The sequence below is a fragment of the Acidithiobacillus sp. genome, from assembly GCF_023229925.1.
Lineage (GTDB): Bacteria > Pseudomonadota > Gammaproteobacteria > Acidithiobacillales > Acidithiobacillaceae > Acidithiobacillus.
Map to the genome: position 1 here is coordinate 594,924 of NZ_JALNYM010000002.1, position 15,733 is coordinate 610,656.

General features: G+C 57.8%; 16 protein-coding genes and 1 CRISPR repeat array. Of the genes, 11 read left to right on the plus strand and 5 right to left on the minus strand.

Going from position 1 to position 15,733, the window contains the following annotated elements; all coding sequences use genetic code 11:
* Positions 1 to 11: 11 nt before the first annotated feature.
* The gene (gene cas2, locus M0P56_RS09370; protein WP_071182471.1) at positions 12 to 302 is read left to right on the plus strand and encodes a CRISPR-associated endonuclease Cas2; all 291 of its coding nucleotides are present in this window, start codon (positions 12 to 14) and stop codon (positions 300 to 302) included.
* 178 nt (positions 303 to 480) lie between these two features.
* A CRISPR array of direct repeats spans positions 481 to 2,295; the repeat unit is 37 nt; unit sequence GTATCGCCCGGCTTATAAACCGGGCGTGGATTGAAAC.
* 134 nt (positions 2,296 to 2,429) lie between these two features.
* Here the strand turns inward: cas2 and M0P56_RS09375 are convergent.
* Positions 2,430 to 3,839: a Fic family protein gene (locus tag M0P56_RS09375; protein ID WP_291509780.1), complete on the minus strand. Its 1,410-nt coding sequence runs from the start codon at positions 3,837 to 3,839 to the stop codon at positions 2,430 to 2,432.
* Between the two features lie 281 nt (positions 3,840 to 4,120).
* On the opposite strand from M0P56_RS09375, the gene mazF reads away from it, so the two are divergent.
* Positions 4,121 to 4,462 (plus strand): endoribonuclease MazF, encoded by a 342-nt coding sequence (mazF, locus tag M0P56_RS09380; RefSeq protein WP_291509781.1) that lies wholly within the window; start codon positions 4,121 to 4,123, stop codon positions 4,460 to 4,462.
* 215 nt (positions 4,463 to 4,677) lie between these two features.
* Positions 4,678 to 5,484, plus strand: coding sequence for a ribonuclease I (locus M0P56_RS09385; protein WP_291509782.1), 807 nt, complete (start codon positions 4,678 to 4,680; stop codon positions 5,482 to 5,484).
* 26 nt (positions 5,485 to 5,510) lie between these two features.
* Here the strand turns inward: M0P56_RS09385 and M0P56_RS09390 are convergent, their stop codons facing one another.
* The 4 genes from M0P56_RS09390 to M0P56_RS09405 are packed head-to-tail and all read right to left on the minus strand — an operon-like array spanning position 5,511 to position 9,252.
* Positions 5,511 to 6,425 carry a CorA family divalent cation transporter gene (locus M0P56_RS09390; RefSeq protein WP_291509783.1) on the minus strand — a complete coding sequence of 305 codons (915 nt, stop codon included), beginning with the start codon at positions 6,423 to 6,425 and terminating at the stop codon, positions 5,511 to 5,513.
* Positions 6,426 to 6,435: 10 nt separating this feature from the next.
* Complete coding sequence (locus M0P56_RS09395) at positions 6,436 to 7,335, minus strand: CorA family divalent cation transporter (RefSeq protein WP_291509784.1); 900 nt, start codon at positions 7,333 to 7,335, stop codon at positions 6,436 to 6,438.
* 9 nt (positions 7,336 to 7,344) lie between these two features.
* Complete coding sequence (locus M0P56_RS09400; RefSeq protein WP_291509785.1) at positions 7,345 to 8,286, minus strand: magnesium transporter CorA family protein; 942 nt, start codon at positions 8,284 to 8,286, stop codon at positions 7,345 to 7,347.
* A gap of 30 nt (positions 8,287 to 8,316) precedes the next feature.
* Positions 8,317 to 9,252: a magnesium transporter CorA family protein gene (locus M0P56_RS09405; RefSeq protein ID WP_291509786.1), complete on the minus strand. Its 936-nt coding sequence runs from the start codon at positions 9,250 to 9,252 to the stop codon at positions 8,317 to 8,319.
* 146 nt (positions 9,253 to 9,398) lie between these two features.
* On the opposite strand from M0P56_RS09405, the gene moaB reads away from it, so the two are divergent.
* From moaB to atpE, 8 genes are all read left to right on the plus strand, one after another.
* Positions 9,399 to 9,941: a molybdenum cofactor biosynthesis protein B gene (gene moaB / locus M0P56_RS09410; protein ID WP_291509787.1), complete on the plus strand. Its 543-nt coding sequence runs from the start codon at positions 9,399 to 9,401 to the stop codon at positions 9,939 to 9,941.
* A gap of 56 nt (positions 9,942 to 9,997) precedes the next feature.
* Positions 9,998 to 11,872, plus strand: a complete 1,875-nt coding sequence (mnmG, locus tag M0P56_RS09415) for a tRNA uridine-5-carboxymethylaminomethyl(34) synthesis enzyme MnmG (protein WP_291509788.1) — start codon at positions 9,998 to 10,000, stop codon at positions 11,870 to 11,872.
* Positions 11,865 to 12,539, plus strand: coding sequence for a 16S rRNA (guanine(527)-N(7))-methyltransferase RsmG (gene rsmG / locus M0P56_RS09420; protein ID WP_291509789.1), 675 nt, complete (start codon positions 11,865 to 11,867; stop codon positions 12,537 to 12,539). The genes mnmG and rsmG overlap by 8 nt, the downstream gene beginning before the upstream one ends.
* 46 nt (positions 12,540 to 12,585) lie before the next feature.
* Positions 12,586 to 13,368, plus strand: coding sequence for a ParA family protein (locus M0P56_RS09425; RefSeq protein WP_291509790.1), 783 nt, complete (start codon positions 12,586 to 12,588; stop codon positions 13,366 to 13,368).
* Complete coding sequence (locus M0P56_RS09430) at positions 13,365 to 14,213, plus strand: ParB/RepB/Spo0J family partition protein (protein WP_291509791.1); 849 nt, start codon at positions 13,365 to 13,367, stop codon at positions 14,211 to 14,213. Before M0P56_RS09425 ends, M0P56_RS09430 begins: the two co-directional genes overlap by 4 nt.
* A 63-nt stretch (positions 14,214 to 14,276) precedes the next feature.
* A complete protein-coding gene (locus tag M0P56_RS09435; protein WP_291509792.1) occupies positions 14,277 to 14,675 on the plus strand; it encodes a hypothetical protein in 399 nt (132 codons plus the stop codon).
* A 2-nt stretch (positions 14,676 to 14,677) separates the two neighbouring features.
* The gene (atpB, locus tag M0P56_RS09440) at positions 14,678 to 15,427 is read left to right on the plus strand and encodes a F0F1 ATP synthase subunit A (protein ID WP_291509793.1); all 750 of its coding nucleotides are present in this window, start codon (positions 14,678 to 14,680) and stop codon (positions 15,425 to 15,427) included.
* 42 nt (positions 15,428 to 15,469) lie between these two features.
* Positions 15,470 to 15,724, plus strand: coding sequence for a F0F1 ATP synthase subunit C (gene atpE, locus M0P56_RS09445; RefSeq protein ID WP_009561114.1), 255 nt, complete (start codon positions 15,470 to 15,472; stop codon positions 15,722 to 15,724).
* The last annotated feature ends 9 nt before the right edge of the window (positions 15,725 to 15,733 follow it).

Genomic DNA, 15,733 nt, shown 5'->3' on the forward strand with positions numbered 1-15,733 from the left:
GAGGCGTAATCATGCTCATCATCGTCACTTACGATGTCTCTACAGAAACGGCGGCGGGGCGCAAGCGCCTGCGCCGCGTGGCCAAAGCCTGCGAACGGGTGGGCCAGCGTGTGCAGAAATCTGTTTTTGAATGTCAGGTCAATCAAATGCAATACGAGGCTTTTGAGCGCACGCTGCTGGCGGAAATAGACGAAGAAGAGGATAATCTACGCTTCTATCGTCTCACAGAACCTACCGAACTGCGTATCAAGCAATATGGAACCTTCCGATCTATCGACTTCAATGGTCCCCTCATGGTTTGATGCGCGAACCGGGATCGGCGCCTCAAAGCCCGTCCTTTCGCGCGCCGCGTATCTTCCTGTTCTACCATCGTTTTTATTAGAAGTCCTTGGGGTCCTTATAGGTTTTCAGGCGGCCCTATCTGCCATTCGCGGCATGCGCAAAGAAAATCATTCATTAACAATGTGTTGCAACAATGCGGTATCGCCCGGCTTATAAACCGGGCGTGGATTGAAACGTAGATATAGGCTGGGGTGGCCACAGAGAATGTGGTATCGCCCGGCTTATAAACCGGGCGTGGATTGAAACATTCTGGCGCAGATCGTCAGCCTGAAGTCGCGCAGTATCGCCCGGCTTATAAACCGGGCGTGGATTGAAACCATCTGGACACCATGCCGGGAGTGTTTTGAGGAGGTATCGCCCGGCTTATAAACCGGGCGTGGATTGAAACACATCGACGCATTTGATCGGCCAGAACCGCCGCGGTATCGCCCGGCTTATAAACCGGGCGTGGATTGAAACTCGCTATGCCAGCCCGGCATCCGAAATCTTGCATGTATCGCCCGGCTTATAAACCGGGCGTGGATTGAAACAACTGAGTCGGGATGTTACCGGCCAAACGGAGAAGGTATCGCCCGGCTTATAAACCGGGCGTGGATTGAAACAGTTTTTGCCTGACTGCAAGCATTCCCTCGCCGGGTATCGCCCGGCTTATAAACCGGGCGTGGATTGAAACGTGGTCGGCGCATTTTTTTATCACATAGTCAGGATGTATCGCCCGGCTTATAAACCGGGCGTGGATTGAAACATTTCGCTGGCGGTGATTAAGCCAGTGCGGAGTTGTATCGCCCGGCTTATAAACCGGGCGTGGATTGAAACGGAATAACGTGGGGGTCTGCATTCGGGACGGTGGTATCGCCCGGCTTATAAACCGGGCGTGGATTGAAACGACCCATTCATGGGATCGGGTAGCACGGCTATGGGTATCGCCCGGCTTATAAACCGGGCGTGGATTGAAACCACTACAAGCCGCGACCGCATGGATGCTGCTGGGGTATCGCCCGGCTTATAAACCGGGCGTGGATTGAAACGGTGGCTCGGTGAAAGCAATGGCTATTATTCTGGTATCGCCCGGCTTATAAACCGGGCGTGGATTGAAACCAGCTGGCAATCTCGGCTTCTTGGACACGGGCATGTATCGCCCGGCTTATAAACCGGGCGTGGATTGAAACATGGTGATCCTGAACCCGGAGCACGACGATGCAAAGTATCGCCCGGCTTATAAACCGGGCGTGGATTGAAACTATCTGGTGGTTCATTCCTGTATTTTTTCTGACACGTATCGCCCGGCTTATAAACCGGGCGTGGATTGAAACTTGATCATGCTCGATACAAGGGTGTATGGGGTGGGGTATCGCCCGGCTTATAAACCGGGCGTGGATTGAAACCAGTGCGTCTCCGGTCAGTTCTGACAGTGTAAACGTATCGCCCGGCTTATAAACCGGGCGTGGATTGAAACAAGGCGTTAGATAGCACCGGGCACAACTCTTAGTGTATCGCCCGGCTTATAAACCGGGCGTGGATTGAAACCCGCGTTGGCATGATCTTGGAATGCGCCACCGTGCGTATCGCCCGGCTTATAAACCGGGCGTGGATTGAAACAGACACCGGGCCAAGGTGCGGACAACGAAACACCGGTATCGCCCGGCTTATAAACCGGGCGTGGATTGAAACGGGCATATTACAGGAGAGTAAGAAATGTACATATGTATCGCCCGGCTTATAAACCGGGCGTGGATTGAAACTGGTGTCACGTTGACGCTGGCATCATCCGTAAAGTATCGCCCGGCTTATAAACCGGGCGTGGATTTAAACAGCCCAACGATATTGGATGGGTTGACGTATGTCGGTATCGCCCGGCTTATAAACCGGGCGTGGATTGAAACCGGTGAGCGGTCGCCCAGATAACCCGCAGTGCTGTATCGCCCGGCTTATAAACCGGGCGTGGATTGAAACTCGTGGTGCTCATCAATACCTTGATCAGTTATGTGTTTGTGGCGCCGCCTGTCAAATTGGACGGACGGCTGGTTTGCCGGGCGAGTTTTACTATAAAATTTTTCGCAAATACAGATTGTTATATAAAAATCGCCTCAAGCATCCCGCCGTCCACAGATATCATCCTGCCCATTCTCCCGCGCCGCCTTATCCGCCGCCGCCGCCGCCGCCTCATTCGGCAAGGCGTCTTCTTGTGAATCGCCAATCACGGCATCGCGGCCCGCCATGAACGATGCCCAGGCGTCCTCGATGGCGTCAAAAGCCTTCTCTGGCACCGTTGCAGCGTACTGCTTTCTGCGATTTTTCGAGACACTGCCGGCATTCTCGATGCAAGAGCGGATCAAGACGGACAAATCCTTGTTACGCACATCATGATGGGCGTCCACCTGGGCATATACGGCATCGTAACACCGCAACGCATCGACTTCCGACCGCAAATCTTCCTGCAGTGCGGACTTCGCCATTTCCAGACCAAATCGTACCTGATCGGTGGCATCCCAATAGCGGTAGGCGGTCCCGTCACCGCGCATCGTGAACTCAAACCGATCTTCATCAATCCAGTGCACATCCCAAAGGTTACGTGCAGGAACAGAGAAACTCTGCAGAGACTGCAAATACCGTTGCTCATACCGTTTCATGGCGACGGACACCGGCAATAGTATCCTGCCAACCGTGGGACTCTCCATCTGCCCGGATTGCGCCAGTGTACGGTGGAACAAAAACCGCGAAAGCCGGCCATTACCATCCATGAAAGGATGCGCGTAAACAAAGGCGAAAGACACCACGCTGGCCGCCACCAAAGGATCCACTTCTTTGTGCAATGTATCTGCCATGCGCGTGATATGCGGCATCATCTCATCCAGCAACTCCGGTGATGGCGGAATGTAAGAGACGCTGGCTGCCCCGCGCAAGCCGTTTTGCAGCCAGTTTTGGGTGCCGCGATAACCGGCGGCACGATCAAAAGGATTGGTGATAACGGCGTTCTGGAGGCCAGTTAAATAGGTTTCATCACAAACATCGGGATCGAAAGCCTTCTGCAGCAGATCTGCAAACGCCTGGGCCTTGTCATACGGCACAGACTCACGCTCAATGGCAAAAGAGCCTTCCGTCTCGCTCAGGTAGGCCCAGGCAACAGCCCGGTCCACAATCCGCTGATCCGTATTCTCAAAAAAAGATCGCACCTGCCCCAGGATATCTTCTTCCAGAAGATGCTGAATGGCTTCCGTGCGCCGAACGGTTACGCAATAGTCCAAACCGCCTAATCCGTTGAAGGCTATCCGCCAGCGACTGTCTTTCTGCGAAATGTAGGAAGTGATATAGCGTTCCGGATCAAAAAGCGGAACCGTAGGCGCTGTAATCTCTGGCACATCAGTTAATCGGTGTCCAGTTGCATGTTCCCACAGGTAGGCCGTGATGCGCAGATAGGCGCTATTGGGTTTTCCACACAAGGCATCTTGCAATGAATCGGCGGAAATGTGCTGCATGGCTCCGAGAAGAATGGGCAAGTTCACGCCTTCGTACTTGAGCGCAAACAAAACGTGGTCCAGCGGAGACTCGCTTTTCGGAGCAACCCCGATTGGCACCAGAAGACCATCAGGCTCAGGTGTTACCCGCGTCACAGCTGCAGTTCTCGAAGGTTGCGTTATGGGGAACACCGGCAAGCGCCAGTGATCCCGCAAAAATGAATAACCTATAGTTTGACCCATTTTTTCTTCAGCCTCCGAAGATTTTCTTCAGAATAGCACAAAATCCACAGTTTTTCTTCGGTGGGCAAGGAGCTGCTCTGATGCGCAGCTCCTATATCCCGGAAGCAGGAGATATAGTCTGGTTGCAGTTTGATCCACAGGCTGGTCACGAACAAAAGGGCCACAGGCCAGCTCTTGTCCTGACTCCGGCGAGTTACAATGGTAAAATGGGGCTTATGGTCTGCTGCCCCATGACGACGCAGACCAAGGGATACCCATTCGAGGTGCAGATAACGGGCAAAAGCCCTGGCGTGGCACTTGCAGATCAGGTGAAGAATATGGACTGGAAAGAAGGTCAAGCCCGCTTCAAAGGCCGAGTTACACCACAGGAATTGGATGAAACAAGGGCTAAGGCATGTGTTCTGATTGGTCGAAAGATATAGTAAGGAAAAACATGCCTTAACAGTAAAGTAAACGGAGAATCATCGCCAATGTGCCGCATGAACCTTGGGCAGCGGAGAAGGGCGAGGAATCGATAACTCCGATGTAGCGGTTCACAGCGCCTGGGAGCGCCGGCCGGCATACCGGATGCCGTGGCTGCATATGTTGCACCCGTGCTTTTTTAATCTTGACCTGTCCAGGAGATTCCGTGCTTACCATGCGTTCGCGTCTTAGCAAGCTGCATTTGCTTTGTTTGGGCCTGTTGTTCATGTTATCGACCACGGGCACTGTGGCTGCGGCAGCAACGCCTGCCGATATGCAGGATTTCAATCACTACACGTTTGCGGTCATGTGGCATCCCGGCGTTTGCGCCACATGGACCAATGCCGGCGCCGCTTGCAAAGATCTTTCGCCCGAAGCCAAAGTCAATCGGGAATGGACGATGCATGGCCTCTGGGCGAGTCGTCCCCAGAAATTGATGGCCTCCGGCATGAACGGTCCGACCTGGTGGCACTATGGTTGTTACTGGTTTAATCCTAATCACGCTTTGCCCAAGGACAGTTGCGCGAATCCCGCCTTGAATCTACCGACACAGTTGCATCAGCGTTTATACACGCATATGCCTATGGCCAACATCTGCCTGGATCGTCATGAATACTACAAGCACGTCGCCTGTTTCGGTGAGACTCCGCAGCAGTTCTTTCCGAAGGAGCTGGATTTGCTGGACAAGTTCAATGCGACGTCCTTTACGGCATTTATTCGGAATCATCGCGGCCAATGGGTCTCTCGCAACGCTATCCTTCATGCTTTCGCGGAAAGCTTCAAAATCAAAAACGGGGATGCTCTGGAATTACGTTGTGAAACGCCGGGTCGACATACCCATGAAACGGAACATCAAGGGACTATCCTGACCCAGGCCTGGATTACCATTCACCAGGATAAGCTGGATGAATTTCCTGCAGCGGGGAGTCTGGAAGAGGGCCGTAAAGGAAACTGTGCGGAAAAAATTCATATACTAAAATAATCAACCACGTGCGCAGCGCGTGCCGGTCAATCCAACCGCAACCATCCCTTGCGGTAAAACGCCCAGGCCGTCAGCACCTCCACCAGCACCAGCCCGCCCGTCACCACGTCAAAGCCGTAACGCCAGTGCGGAAAGGGCCCCAACGGCACGTTCATGGCCGCAGCTCCCGGTATGAAGAGCGGTATGGTCGCGAGAATAATCAGCGCCGCCATGAACTTGAAGAGGTGGTTTACATTGTTGTGGACTACATAGGCATACGATTCCAACAATTCACTGATAGTCGCCTGGTCACTGTCTACCTGATCCCGCACCTGGGACAGCTCGATGCGCGTGTCTTCATGGATTTCCATCAAGTCAGCATCCTCGACAGGCAAGAAATGGCCGATTTCACTGACCACATATTCCAGTTGCAGCAGGCCCAGATCGAGCGCCAGTAGGCGGTCATTAATATCCAGGCCGTGGTATACCACGTCATGGCGCTGGGCCTGGCGCAGATCCCGCTCCACCACGGCCATCTCCCGAGCCACTGAACGCGCGGTGGGCAGATAATTGCGGGTGACTTCGGCGATGATGCGCAGGACCAGTTCCCAGCGCTTACGTGGTTTCCGCGGATCGATCAGTTGGCTCAGGAAGGGAATCTCCCGCTCGGTCAGGGTGACAAAATAGCCGGGTACGAAATACAAACTCAGGGGCACCAGCGTGAATTGTCCGGCTGCGTCCGCTTCTGGCATGGGCACCTGGAATTGTAGAGAAATCAATCGTTTCTCTTTGATCAGCGGGCGCGACGCCGCGCCTTCCAGGCGTTTGCGCAGAAAGCTCTCGGGGATATCCAGGGTCGTCGCCGCCTGCGTCAGCTCGTTGGCCGAGGGGGCGACCAACGCCATCCAACTCCGCCAGTTGGCGTTGCCGGACAGCAGAGAATCGCGGGTGATGCGCATCATGGAGCTGTCCTCACATGGAAAAAAAGCCGTGTTTACGTGCCCAGCGCGCGAACAGCCACGTCACGCCAAAGACATAGGCGAGTAATCCGAACCAGAGATAATGCCAATGCTCAAGAGGCAGCGGCGTCATCATGTGCCAGGGCATGATAAAGGCGATCGGCATCATGAGCAGGGCCAGCCATACCGTCATGACCTTCATCACGGTATGGGCATTGTTCTGGATGATGCCATTATAGGCATTGGTCACGGCCAGATAGCGTTCATGAATCAGATTCACGCTGTCCTCTATGCGATGCTGCTCGCGTAACGCCGCGTCCAGCAAGGAATAGACCGGCGACTCACCGGGTGTGGCGCGCAACGCATCGCGGAGAATAAGGCCCGTTTCCCGCAGGGCGATAACCAGTTCGCCAAGGTCACGATTCAGGGCGACAATCTGCCGCAGTTCCACGTTGCCCATGGCGGTTTTCAGGGCCATGCGCAGCGTCTGCAAACGCTCTACCAGCACCCGCGCTACCCGCTCGTGACTATAGATGACATTCAGCAGTACGCGTTGCAGAAGTTCATCCATAGCGGCTTGCCGTAACTCGCCCAGCCAGTCCTGCTGCAACGGCTGGATCAGCGCCTTCTCGCCCAGAATCGCGAGACTTTGCGGCGTATGGTGCAGGGTCAGGTGCGCCATTCGCGCCACCGTGCCGAATTGTGCATCTTCCTCCAGCAGTGCTACGGGCAGGCGCAGGGTCATCTCGTCGATGTGACAATACAGACGTTGTTCTACGCAGTGCCGCAGCGCGGCTTCCAATTGCGGGCACCGATGTACCTGCTCCGGCGTCAGCAGAAAAAGGCCGTCTGCGGTGTAGCGTTCGGTCGCGATCCAGGCTCCTGTGGTCTTATCGTAAAATTGGCAGCTCATGGCGCGCGCTCAGATCCAGTCTTTCTTACGAAAAATCAAGAACAGCATCCCGGATACCGCAAATCCGCCCCCCATAAGCACGGGCCACGCATAGGTCCAATGTTGCAGGGGCAGGGGTACGTTCATTCCGTAGATGCTCGCCACCGTCGCGGGTGCCGCCACGACCACGGTCCAGGCCGTGATGATTTTCAGGGTGTTGCTGATATTGTTCTGCAGCACGCCGACGTAGGCATCCATCATATTGGTAATGGTGGAGGCGTAAATTTCGGTCATGTCCCGCGCCTGCTGAAGATCGATGAGGGCATCGGCGATGTCTTCCAGATCGCCCTCGTCCTGCTTGAGCAGCGGCAGCCGCATGGTCTGCTGCGCGACGGAAATATTACCTTTGAGTGCGGAAGAAAAGAGGATAAGGCTCTTGTTGAGGGCCAGCAGGCGGAAAAACTCCCGGTTATTCTGGGAGTCGCGGAGGATTTTCTCGGTGGCGGCAATTTCGGCATTGATGATGCGCAGGGCGCGCAGATAGTCCCTAGCGATGGCCTGAAAAATCTCCGCCAATAGCCCGCGCACATGCAGTGCCTTGCCGCGCTGGCGCTGTCCGCGCAGCTCCTCCCAGAGGGCGAGGGGCTGGGCGCTGGCCGTCACCATCTGCTGGGGCAGGAGCCAGAGCCCCACGGGCAGAGTACGGAAGCGCAATTCGGCATCTGCCCGCATGGGGGCGGGCACCTTGAGAATGATCAGGGCGATATCCCCCTCCCGCTCCAGACGCGGGCGCTCATCCTCATCGGAAACGTCCTGAAAGAGGTAGTCCGGCACCTGCAAATGCTTGGCGACAAAATCCAGCTCCGCAGCCGTCGGCGCCACCACCTGAATCCAGGTTGCGGTCGGCGGCCACTGGAAGTCCGCGGTGACTTTCAGTTCAGCATCCGTCTTTTCATTAAACCAATGCAGCATTCCGACCCCTCCGTGCGTCCGTCAGCTCGTTCATATCCAGCCCTTCCGCCTGAAAATCAGTGCCAGTCCCGTAGAAATGCTCGCTCCCAGACTCAGCACGACCCAAAAAATCCAACCGGTCTTCTGAAACGGTAGGGTCGTATTTACCCCGTAGAGGGTCGCCAGCAGGCTCGGCACATAAAAGATCATGGCCAGCACAGTCACCACCTTCAGGCCATGATTGATGTTGTTCTGCACCATGCCTGCGTAGGCGTCCATCATCGACGTGCTGGTCCCGGCGTAGACCCGCGCCCGCTCATGGGCCACCTGCAATTCCAGCAGAGCGGTGTCGATCTGCTGGGTGGCCGGCAGGTCGTCGCGGATTTCCGGCAAACGGGAAATCTTGAAGGCCGTCGCAATATTGCCGACCAGCGCCACCTCAAAGCGGGTCAGGCTTTTGCTGATCTCCAACAGGGTGAAAAAGTCGCCATTGCTCTGGGTCCAGTCCAGTTGCTGTTCGTTATCGTGGATGGCGGCATTGAGTTGGTGCAGGGCATCTTCGTAGCTCTGCGCCAGAATCTTGAGGATGGCGGCGAGAATTTCGACACTTTCCGGTGGGCTGGAAAGATGCTCCATTTGCTCAAAAAAAGGCGATAATGGCGCAAAATCCCGGGCCAGCACCGTGGAAATCCGGGTCCCTTGCAGGATAATGCCCAGGGGCCGCTGTTCCCAACTATCGGCATCCGCGTCATTGCCTTTTACCGGGAATTGCAAGGTGATGAAGACGCGTTCGCCATCGCGGCGCAGCCAGGAGCGTTCATCGGGATCGAGAATGTCCTGGGCAAAATCCCAGTCGTCTGCCAACTGTCCCGCCCGTTCCCAATCCGCTAAGCGCGGCGCCGTGAGATGTTGCCAGCCGCCCTCGTTCACCAGCGCGGAGCTTGATGCGGGGATATGGTGCGGATCTGCTGGCAGGGACACATCCATGACGCTCTCCTGATCAGAAGCAGGCTGTTTCGGTGCCAGCATCCGGAAACGGCGTTTATGGAGAGCGCCGCACACCGTGACCCTTGGACCGCAGGACGGAGCCTCTTATACTGGACTTTCTGTCATCCTGTAAAGGGAATACCGTCGTGAGCAATGCGCAGCAGCTACCCGAAAGCAAAGCCTTTTTACCCCTCGCCATTGCCATCCTTACGGTCTCCGACAGCCGCACGCCGGAAACCGACAAGTCCGGCGACAAAATTGCCGAGCTCGCGAGCCAGGCCGGACACCAGATTGCCGCCCGCCAGATCATCCCCGATGATGCCGAAACCCTGCGCGCGCAAATGCGTGACTGGATTGCCGACCCCGCCGTCGACGTGATCATCGCCACTGGCGGCACTGGCGTCACCGGCCGCGACGTCACTCCCGAAGCCCTCGCCCCCCTCATCAGCAAGCCTATCCCCGGCTTCGGCGAACTTTTCCGCATGCTCTCCTTTCAGGAGATCGGCACCAGCACCATCCAGTCCCGCGCCGAAGCCGCGATCTGCGACGGCACCATCGTCTTCCTTCTCCCCGGTTCCACTGGCGGCGTCCGCCTCGGCATGGAGGCCATTATCGTCCCGCAACTGGATATCCGGCACCGCCCCTGCAACCTCAGCGAACTGCTGCCGCGCATCCGGCATGAGCACTGAGGGGTTTATGGCGGGGGAAATTGCCAAAACCCGACGGAAACGCGGATAATCCCGCCATGCAAAACCCATTCGATGTCATCGTAGTCGGCGGCGGTCACGCCGGGACGGAAGCGGCTGCGGCAGCCGCCCGTCTCGGCGTGCGCACGCTTCTGCTCACCCAGAATCTCGATACCATCGGCCAGATGTCCTGCAATCCGGCCATCGGCGGCATTGGCAAAGGTCATCTGGTCAAAGAAGTCGATGCGCTCGGCGGCATCATGGCCCTCGCCATCGATCAGGCGGGCATCCAGTTCCGCACCCTCAACGCCAGCAAGGGTCCGGCGGTGCGCGCCACCCGCGCCCAAGCGGATCGCAGCCTCTACAAACGCGCGGTGCGTCGCCTGCTCGAAGACCTCCCCGCCCTGCAACTGTTCCAGGGCATGGTCGGCGATCTGCTCATGGAAGGTGATCATCTCGCGGGCGTCATCCTCGAAACCGGACTGGTGCTGCGTGCCGCCCAAGTCGTCCTCACCACGGGGACTTTCCTCGGGGGCCGGGTGCACATGGGTGACCAGAACTACGCCGCAGGCCGGGCTGGCGATCCGCCCAGCAACGCCCTCGCCCAGCGCCTGCGCGCGATGGCCTTCCCGGTAGCGCGGCTGAAAACCGGTACCCCGCCGCGTATCGACGGTCGCAGCATCGACTATAGCGTGCTGGAGGCGCAGCCTGGCGATACCCCGCCGCCCGCTTTCTCCTTCATGACGTCGCGCATCGAAGTCCCCCAGCGGCCCTGTCACATCACCCACACCAACGTCCGCACCCATGAGATCATCGCCGCGAACCTGCACCAGTCGGCCATGTATGGCGGTCATATCCAGTCGGTGGGCCCACGTTATTGCCCGTCCATCGAGGACAAGGTCGTGCGCTTCGCCGACAAGAGCGCGCACCAGATATTTCTGGAGCCGGAGGGGCTGGATACCCACGAGGTTTATCCCAACGGCATTTCCACCAGTCTGCCCTTTACGGTGCAGGTGGAGCTGGTGCACAGCATGCGTGGCCTGGAGAATGCCGTCCTCCTGCGTCCCGGTTATGCCATCGAGTACGACTATCTTGATCCCCGCGACCTTCATCCCAGCCTCGAAAGCCAGCGCTTGCCGGGTCTGTTCTGCGCCGGCCAGATCAACGGCACCACTGGTTATGAAGAAGCCGCGGCGCAGGGGCTGCTCGCCGGAGTCAACGCCGCCCGCCGCGCGCGCGAACTCGCGGCGTGGACGCCCGGTCGCCACGAAGCCTATCTGGGGGTGATGGTGGATGATCTTGTTACCCGTGGACTCGATGAGCCCTACCGCATGTTCACCAGTCGCGCCGAATATCGCCTGCAACTGCGGGAGGACAACGCCGATCTGCGTCTGACTCCCCATGGCCGGGCATTGGGGTTGGTCGATGACGCGCGCTGGACGGCCTTCAGTGTCAAGCAGGACTCGGTGCAAGCGGAGCGCAACCGCCTCGAAGGCTTACGCATCCATCCCGGCAGCGCCATCGCCGAGCGTATTGCGGCGAAGATGGCTCAGCCGCTCTCCCGCGATGTCACCGCGCTCGATCTCCTCCGCCGCCCCGACTGGGGTTACGCCAGCCTGCTCCAGGTGCTCGACCTCGCTCCGTGCGGCGACGTTCAGGCCCGCGAGCAACTGGAGATCGAATGCAAATATGCCGGCTATGTCGCCCGCCAGCATGATGAGATCATCCGCGCCGCGCGCTGGGAGGGCACGCATATCCCTGCCGACATGGACTACGCCGCAGTGCGAGGACTTTCTACCGAAGTGATGCAGCGTCTCACCCGACAGCGTCCGCAGACCATCGGTTTGGCCAGCCGTATCCCTGGAGTGACCCCGGCTGCCATCTCCCTGCTTCTGATTCACGTGAAACGTCGCGGTCTGCAGCAGGTTGACTGATTCGATGGCCCGGCCAGAGGTGTCCTCGCAAGACCTGCGCGTCCATCTGAATGCCGGGCTGGCGGCTCTCGGCCTCGACCGGGTTGATGCCGAGCAGCGTAACCTGCTGATTCGTTATCTCGCTCTTATGCAGCGCTGGAATGCGACACACAACCTAACGGCGGTGCGCGATCTTTTGGAGATGGTGGCCCGCCATCTGCTGGACAGTCTGGCGGTGCTACCCTTCTTGCCGGAAGGTGCGGTGGCAGATATCGGCAGCGGCGCCGGATTGCCAGGTATCCCCCTCGCCATCTGCCGTCCGGCGCAAGCCTTTACGCTGGTGGAGCCTGCCGCCAAGCGGGTGGCTTTCCTCCGTCACGTCATCGCTGACCTGGGGTTGACCAACGTCCGAGTTGCTGCACAGAGCAGCGAAGACTACCACCCCGATTTTCTGCCAGAGGTGATTGTCAGTCGCGCCACCGCGCCATTGGCACGTCTCGACGCCATGACCCGGCACTTACAGGGCCCGCACACGCAGGTGCTTGCCCACAAAGGTCCGGGTGTCGAGGCAGAGTTAGCCGATTGGCGCCGTGCCGCCACCCTCCACATCACGCATCAGGACCTCGTTATCCCCGACCTGCCGCCCCGTCTGCTGCTTTCTTGGCGTGTATCGGTAACCACGCCCTAGCCCCCTGCGCTGCTACGGGGTATTCTAAGAAAAGTCATTGTCGAAGATGGAAGTCCGACCAGTCACCATGCGCACCGTCGCTATTGCCAATCAAAAGGGAGGGGTGGGTAAGACCACCACTGCCGTCAATCTGGCCGCCGGACTGGCCCAGGTGGGCAAGCGTGTTCTCCTGATCGATCTCGACCCTCAGGCCAACGCCACTACCGGCCTCGGTCTCGGCGGCAGCGCGGTGTCGAGCATTTACCACGTCCTTCTGGGCGAATTGCCCCTCAGCGCGGTGCTGTTGAATGCCTCTCCGGCGGGGTTGTTTCTCGCACCCTCCAGCCCCGATCTTGCTGGGGCGGAGGTTGAGCTTTATGGCCGGCCAGACCGTGAGCGGCATCTTCAAAATGCCTTGGCCCCGGTGCGTAACTTCGAATATGTGCTGATCGACTGTCCGCCGGCGCTCAGTATGCTGACCATTAACGCATTGGTCGCCGCGGATAGCGTCCTGATCCCCATGCAATGCGAATATTATGCCCTTGAAGGCCTGACTCAATTGCTTGGCACCGTGCGCCGGGTGCGTGCTCAGCTCAACCCCCAGCTCGAAGTGCATGGCCTGTTGCGCACCATGTTCGACAACCGCAACCGTCTCTCCTCCGAAGTGGGGCTGGAGCTGGAGCGTCATTTCCCGGACAAGCTCTATAGTACGGTAGTTCCCCGCAATATCCGCCTGGCCGAAGCCCCCAGTTTTGGCCGCGCGGCGTTGGAATATGATCCCGCCTGTGCCGGGTCGCGGGCCTATCAGGGGGTCGCCGCCGAATTTTTACGCCGCGAGTGGGTGGAGTGAAGCGGGTTGGTCTCGGACGCGGGTTGGATGCCCTCTTCGCCAGCGAAGAGGCGGTGCGCGGTGCCATGCGTGACGTCCCTATCGACCTTTTGCAACGTGGACGCTACCAGCCGCGCGGTTTGATCAGCGACGACTCCCTGGAAGAGCTCGCCGCCTCCATCCGTAGCCAGGGAGTAGTGCAACCCATTGTCATTCGTACCATCGGCGGTGGCCGTTATGAGATTATCGCTGGGGAACGCCGCTGGCGCGCCGCGCAGTTGGCTGGCCTTGCGCACATCCCCGCCGTGGTCCGTGAATGCAGTGACGAACAAGCTCTTGCCATTGGCATTATCGAGAATATTCAGCGTCAGGCCCTCAATCCTCTGGAAGAAGCGCAGGCCCTGCAACGCCTGCTCGACGAGTTCGGCCTTAGCCACGAAGCGCTGGCCGAATCCCTCGGTCGTTCCCGCGCTGCCATCAGCAACCAGTTGCGTCTATTGCGTCTCTGTCCAGACCTCCATCTCCATGTCGAAAATGGGGCGCTCAGTGCTGGCCACGCCCGGGCGCTGCTCACGTTATCCGAGGAGCGCCAGGTGCGGATCGCGGATAGAGTCGTCCGTGAAGCCCTGAGTGTGCGGGCCACTGAACGTCTGGTGCAGGCCGAAGGCCGGGTCAAGCCGCCTCAGGCAGAGTCGGACCCCAATATTGCGGCGCTTTCCGCCCGGATTGGTGCGCGTCTGGGGTTGTCCGTCGACCTGCGTGCGCAAGGACGGGGCGGCGAGTTACGGATTCGCTGGGACGATCCAGAACAGGAGGCGGTGCTTTTTCAGCGCCTGGGCGTGTCGCTCGATGATGATGAAAGCTGATATTCCGCTCTTGACGGGCTGCACCAGCCTGTTTAGACTCTGCGCGTACTCAAGACCCGCCCGTTGAAAGAGCAAGAAAAACAAACGGGGATGGTGAATTTTTCGTCCTATGTTGGGCGAGTGACTGCAACAGTGTTGACGCTGGCCCTGCTGCTGGCTGCCATAGTGGCGTGGCGCTGGGGGCGAGAAGAAGCCTACGCAGTGCTCTTTGCTGCATTTTTGAGCGTAATCAATATGCTCATTTTGGGTGGACGCCTTATCGCGCTCCCCGTCTCCACGCAACGCGCTGCACGGCGCTTGGGCGGAGCGGTGTTGCAGCGCTGGATTATCACCATCCTCGGACTGATTTTTGCAATATTCTGGCTGCGCTTGCCGGTTATCGGGCTGGTCACCGGATTCTTGCTGACCCATTTCGTATTTTTGGCATTTCTGGTGCGGGAACGTTCCAGGCAAAGGAGTTAAGCGTGGCATCAGGCGATATCGCCCATCACCTCGTAAACTGGTCCGTCGGCGAAGGCTTCTGGACCTTTAATCTCGACACTATCGTCATGGGTTGGGTCATGGCCGCCGTTCTGGTCATCACCGCCATGGTGGTCGGTTCACGTTTGCAGACCAGCGCCCCGAGCGGCATGCAAAACTGGCTGGAGGGCGTGGTCGACTTCATCGATGACCTGGTGCAAGGCAGTTTCCCTGTCAAAGATCCTTTGATCGCGCCCGTCGCGATAACGGTTTTTCTCTGGATTCTGTTGATGAACAGCCTGGATGTCATCCCCGCCTACCTGCCCGGTATGGTCGCGCACTGGTTTGGGATCACGGAGTTCCGTATGACCCCGACCGTCAATTTAAATACGACGCTGGGTGTGGCTATCGCGATTTTCCTGCTCATGATAGCGACCAATCTGCGTGTCAAGGGGTTCTCCTACTTCAAGACCTATCTGACCCATCCTTTCGGTATCTGGCTGGCGCCGATGAATATCATCATGTCGCTGATCGAAGAGATCACCAAGCCGTTGAGCCTTGGTCTGCGACTTTTCGGCAACATGTTCGCCGGTGAGCTGGTTTTCCTGCTGCTGGCCATGCTGCCGTGGTGGGGCGAGCTGGTTATGGGCGAGGTCTGGTCCTTGTTCGAAAGTTTAATCATTATCCTGCAGGCGTTTATTTTTACCGTGCTGACCGTAGTTTACCTCGGCATGGCGAATATGCAGGATCATTAACAAGTTTATTATTCCACTTTGCGACACTTGTAAGGAGTTATCATGGACGCACATACCATCATTGTTGCTGCTACTGCCATTGCCGTAGGTATCATTTTTGGCGCCGCTGGTCTGGGTTCTGCCATTGGTTGGGGCCTTATCACCTCCAAGACCATTGAAGGCATCACCCGTCAGCCGGAAATGCGCCCGCAGTTGCTGGTGAATACCTTCATCTTTGCCGGTTTGATGGAGTCTTTCCCCTTCATTATTCTGGCCTTCGGTTTCTGGTTCCTCTTCGCCAACCCGTTCCTGGGCTGATGCTGGGCC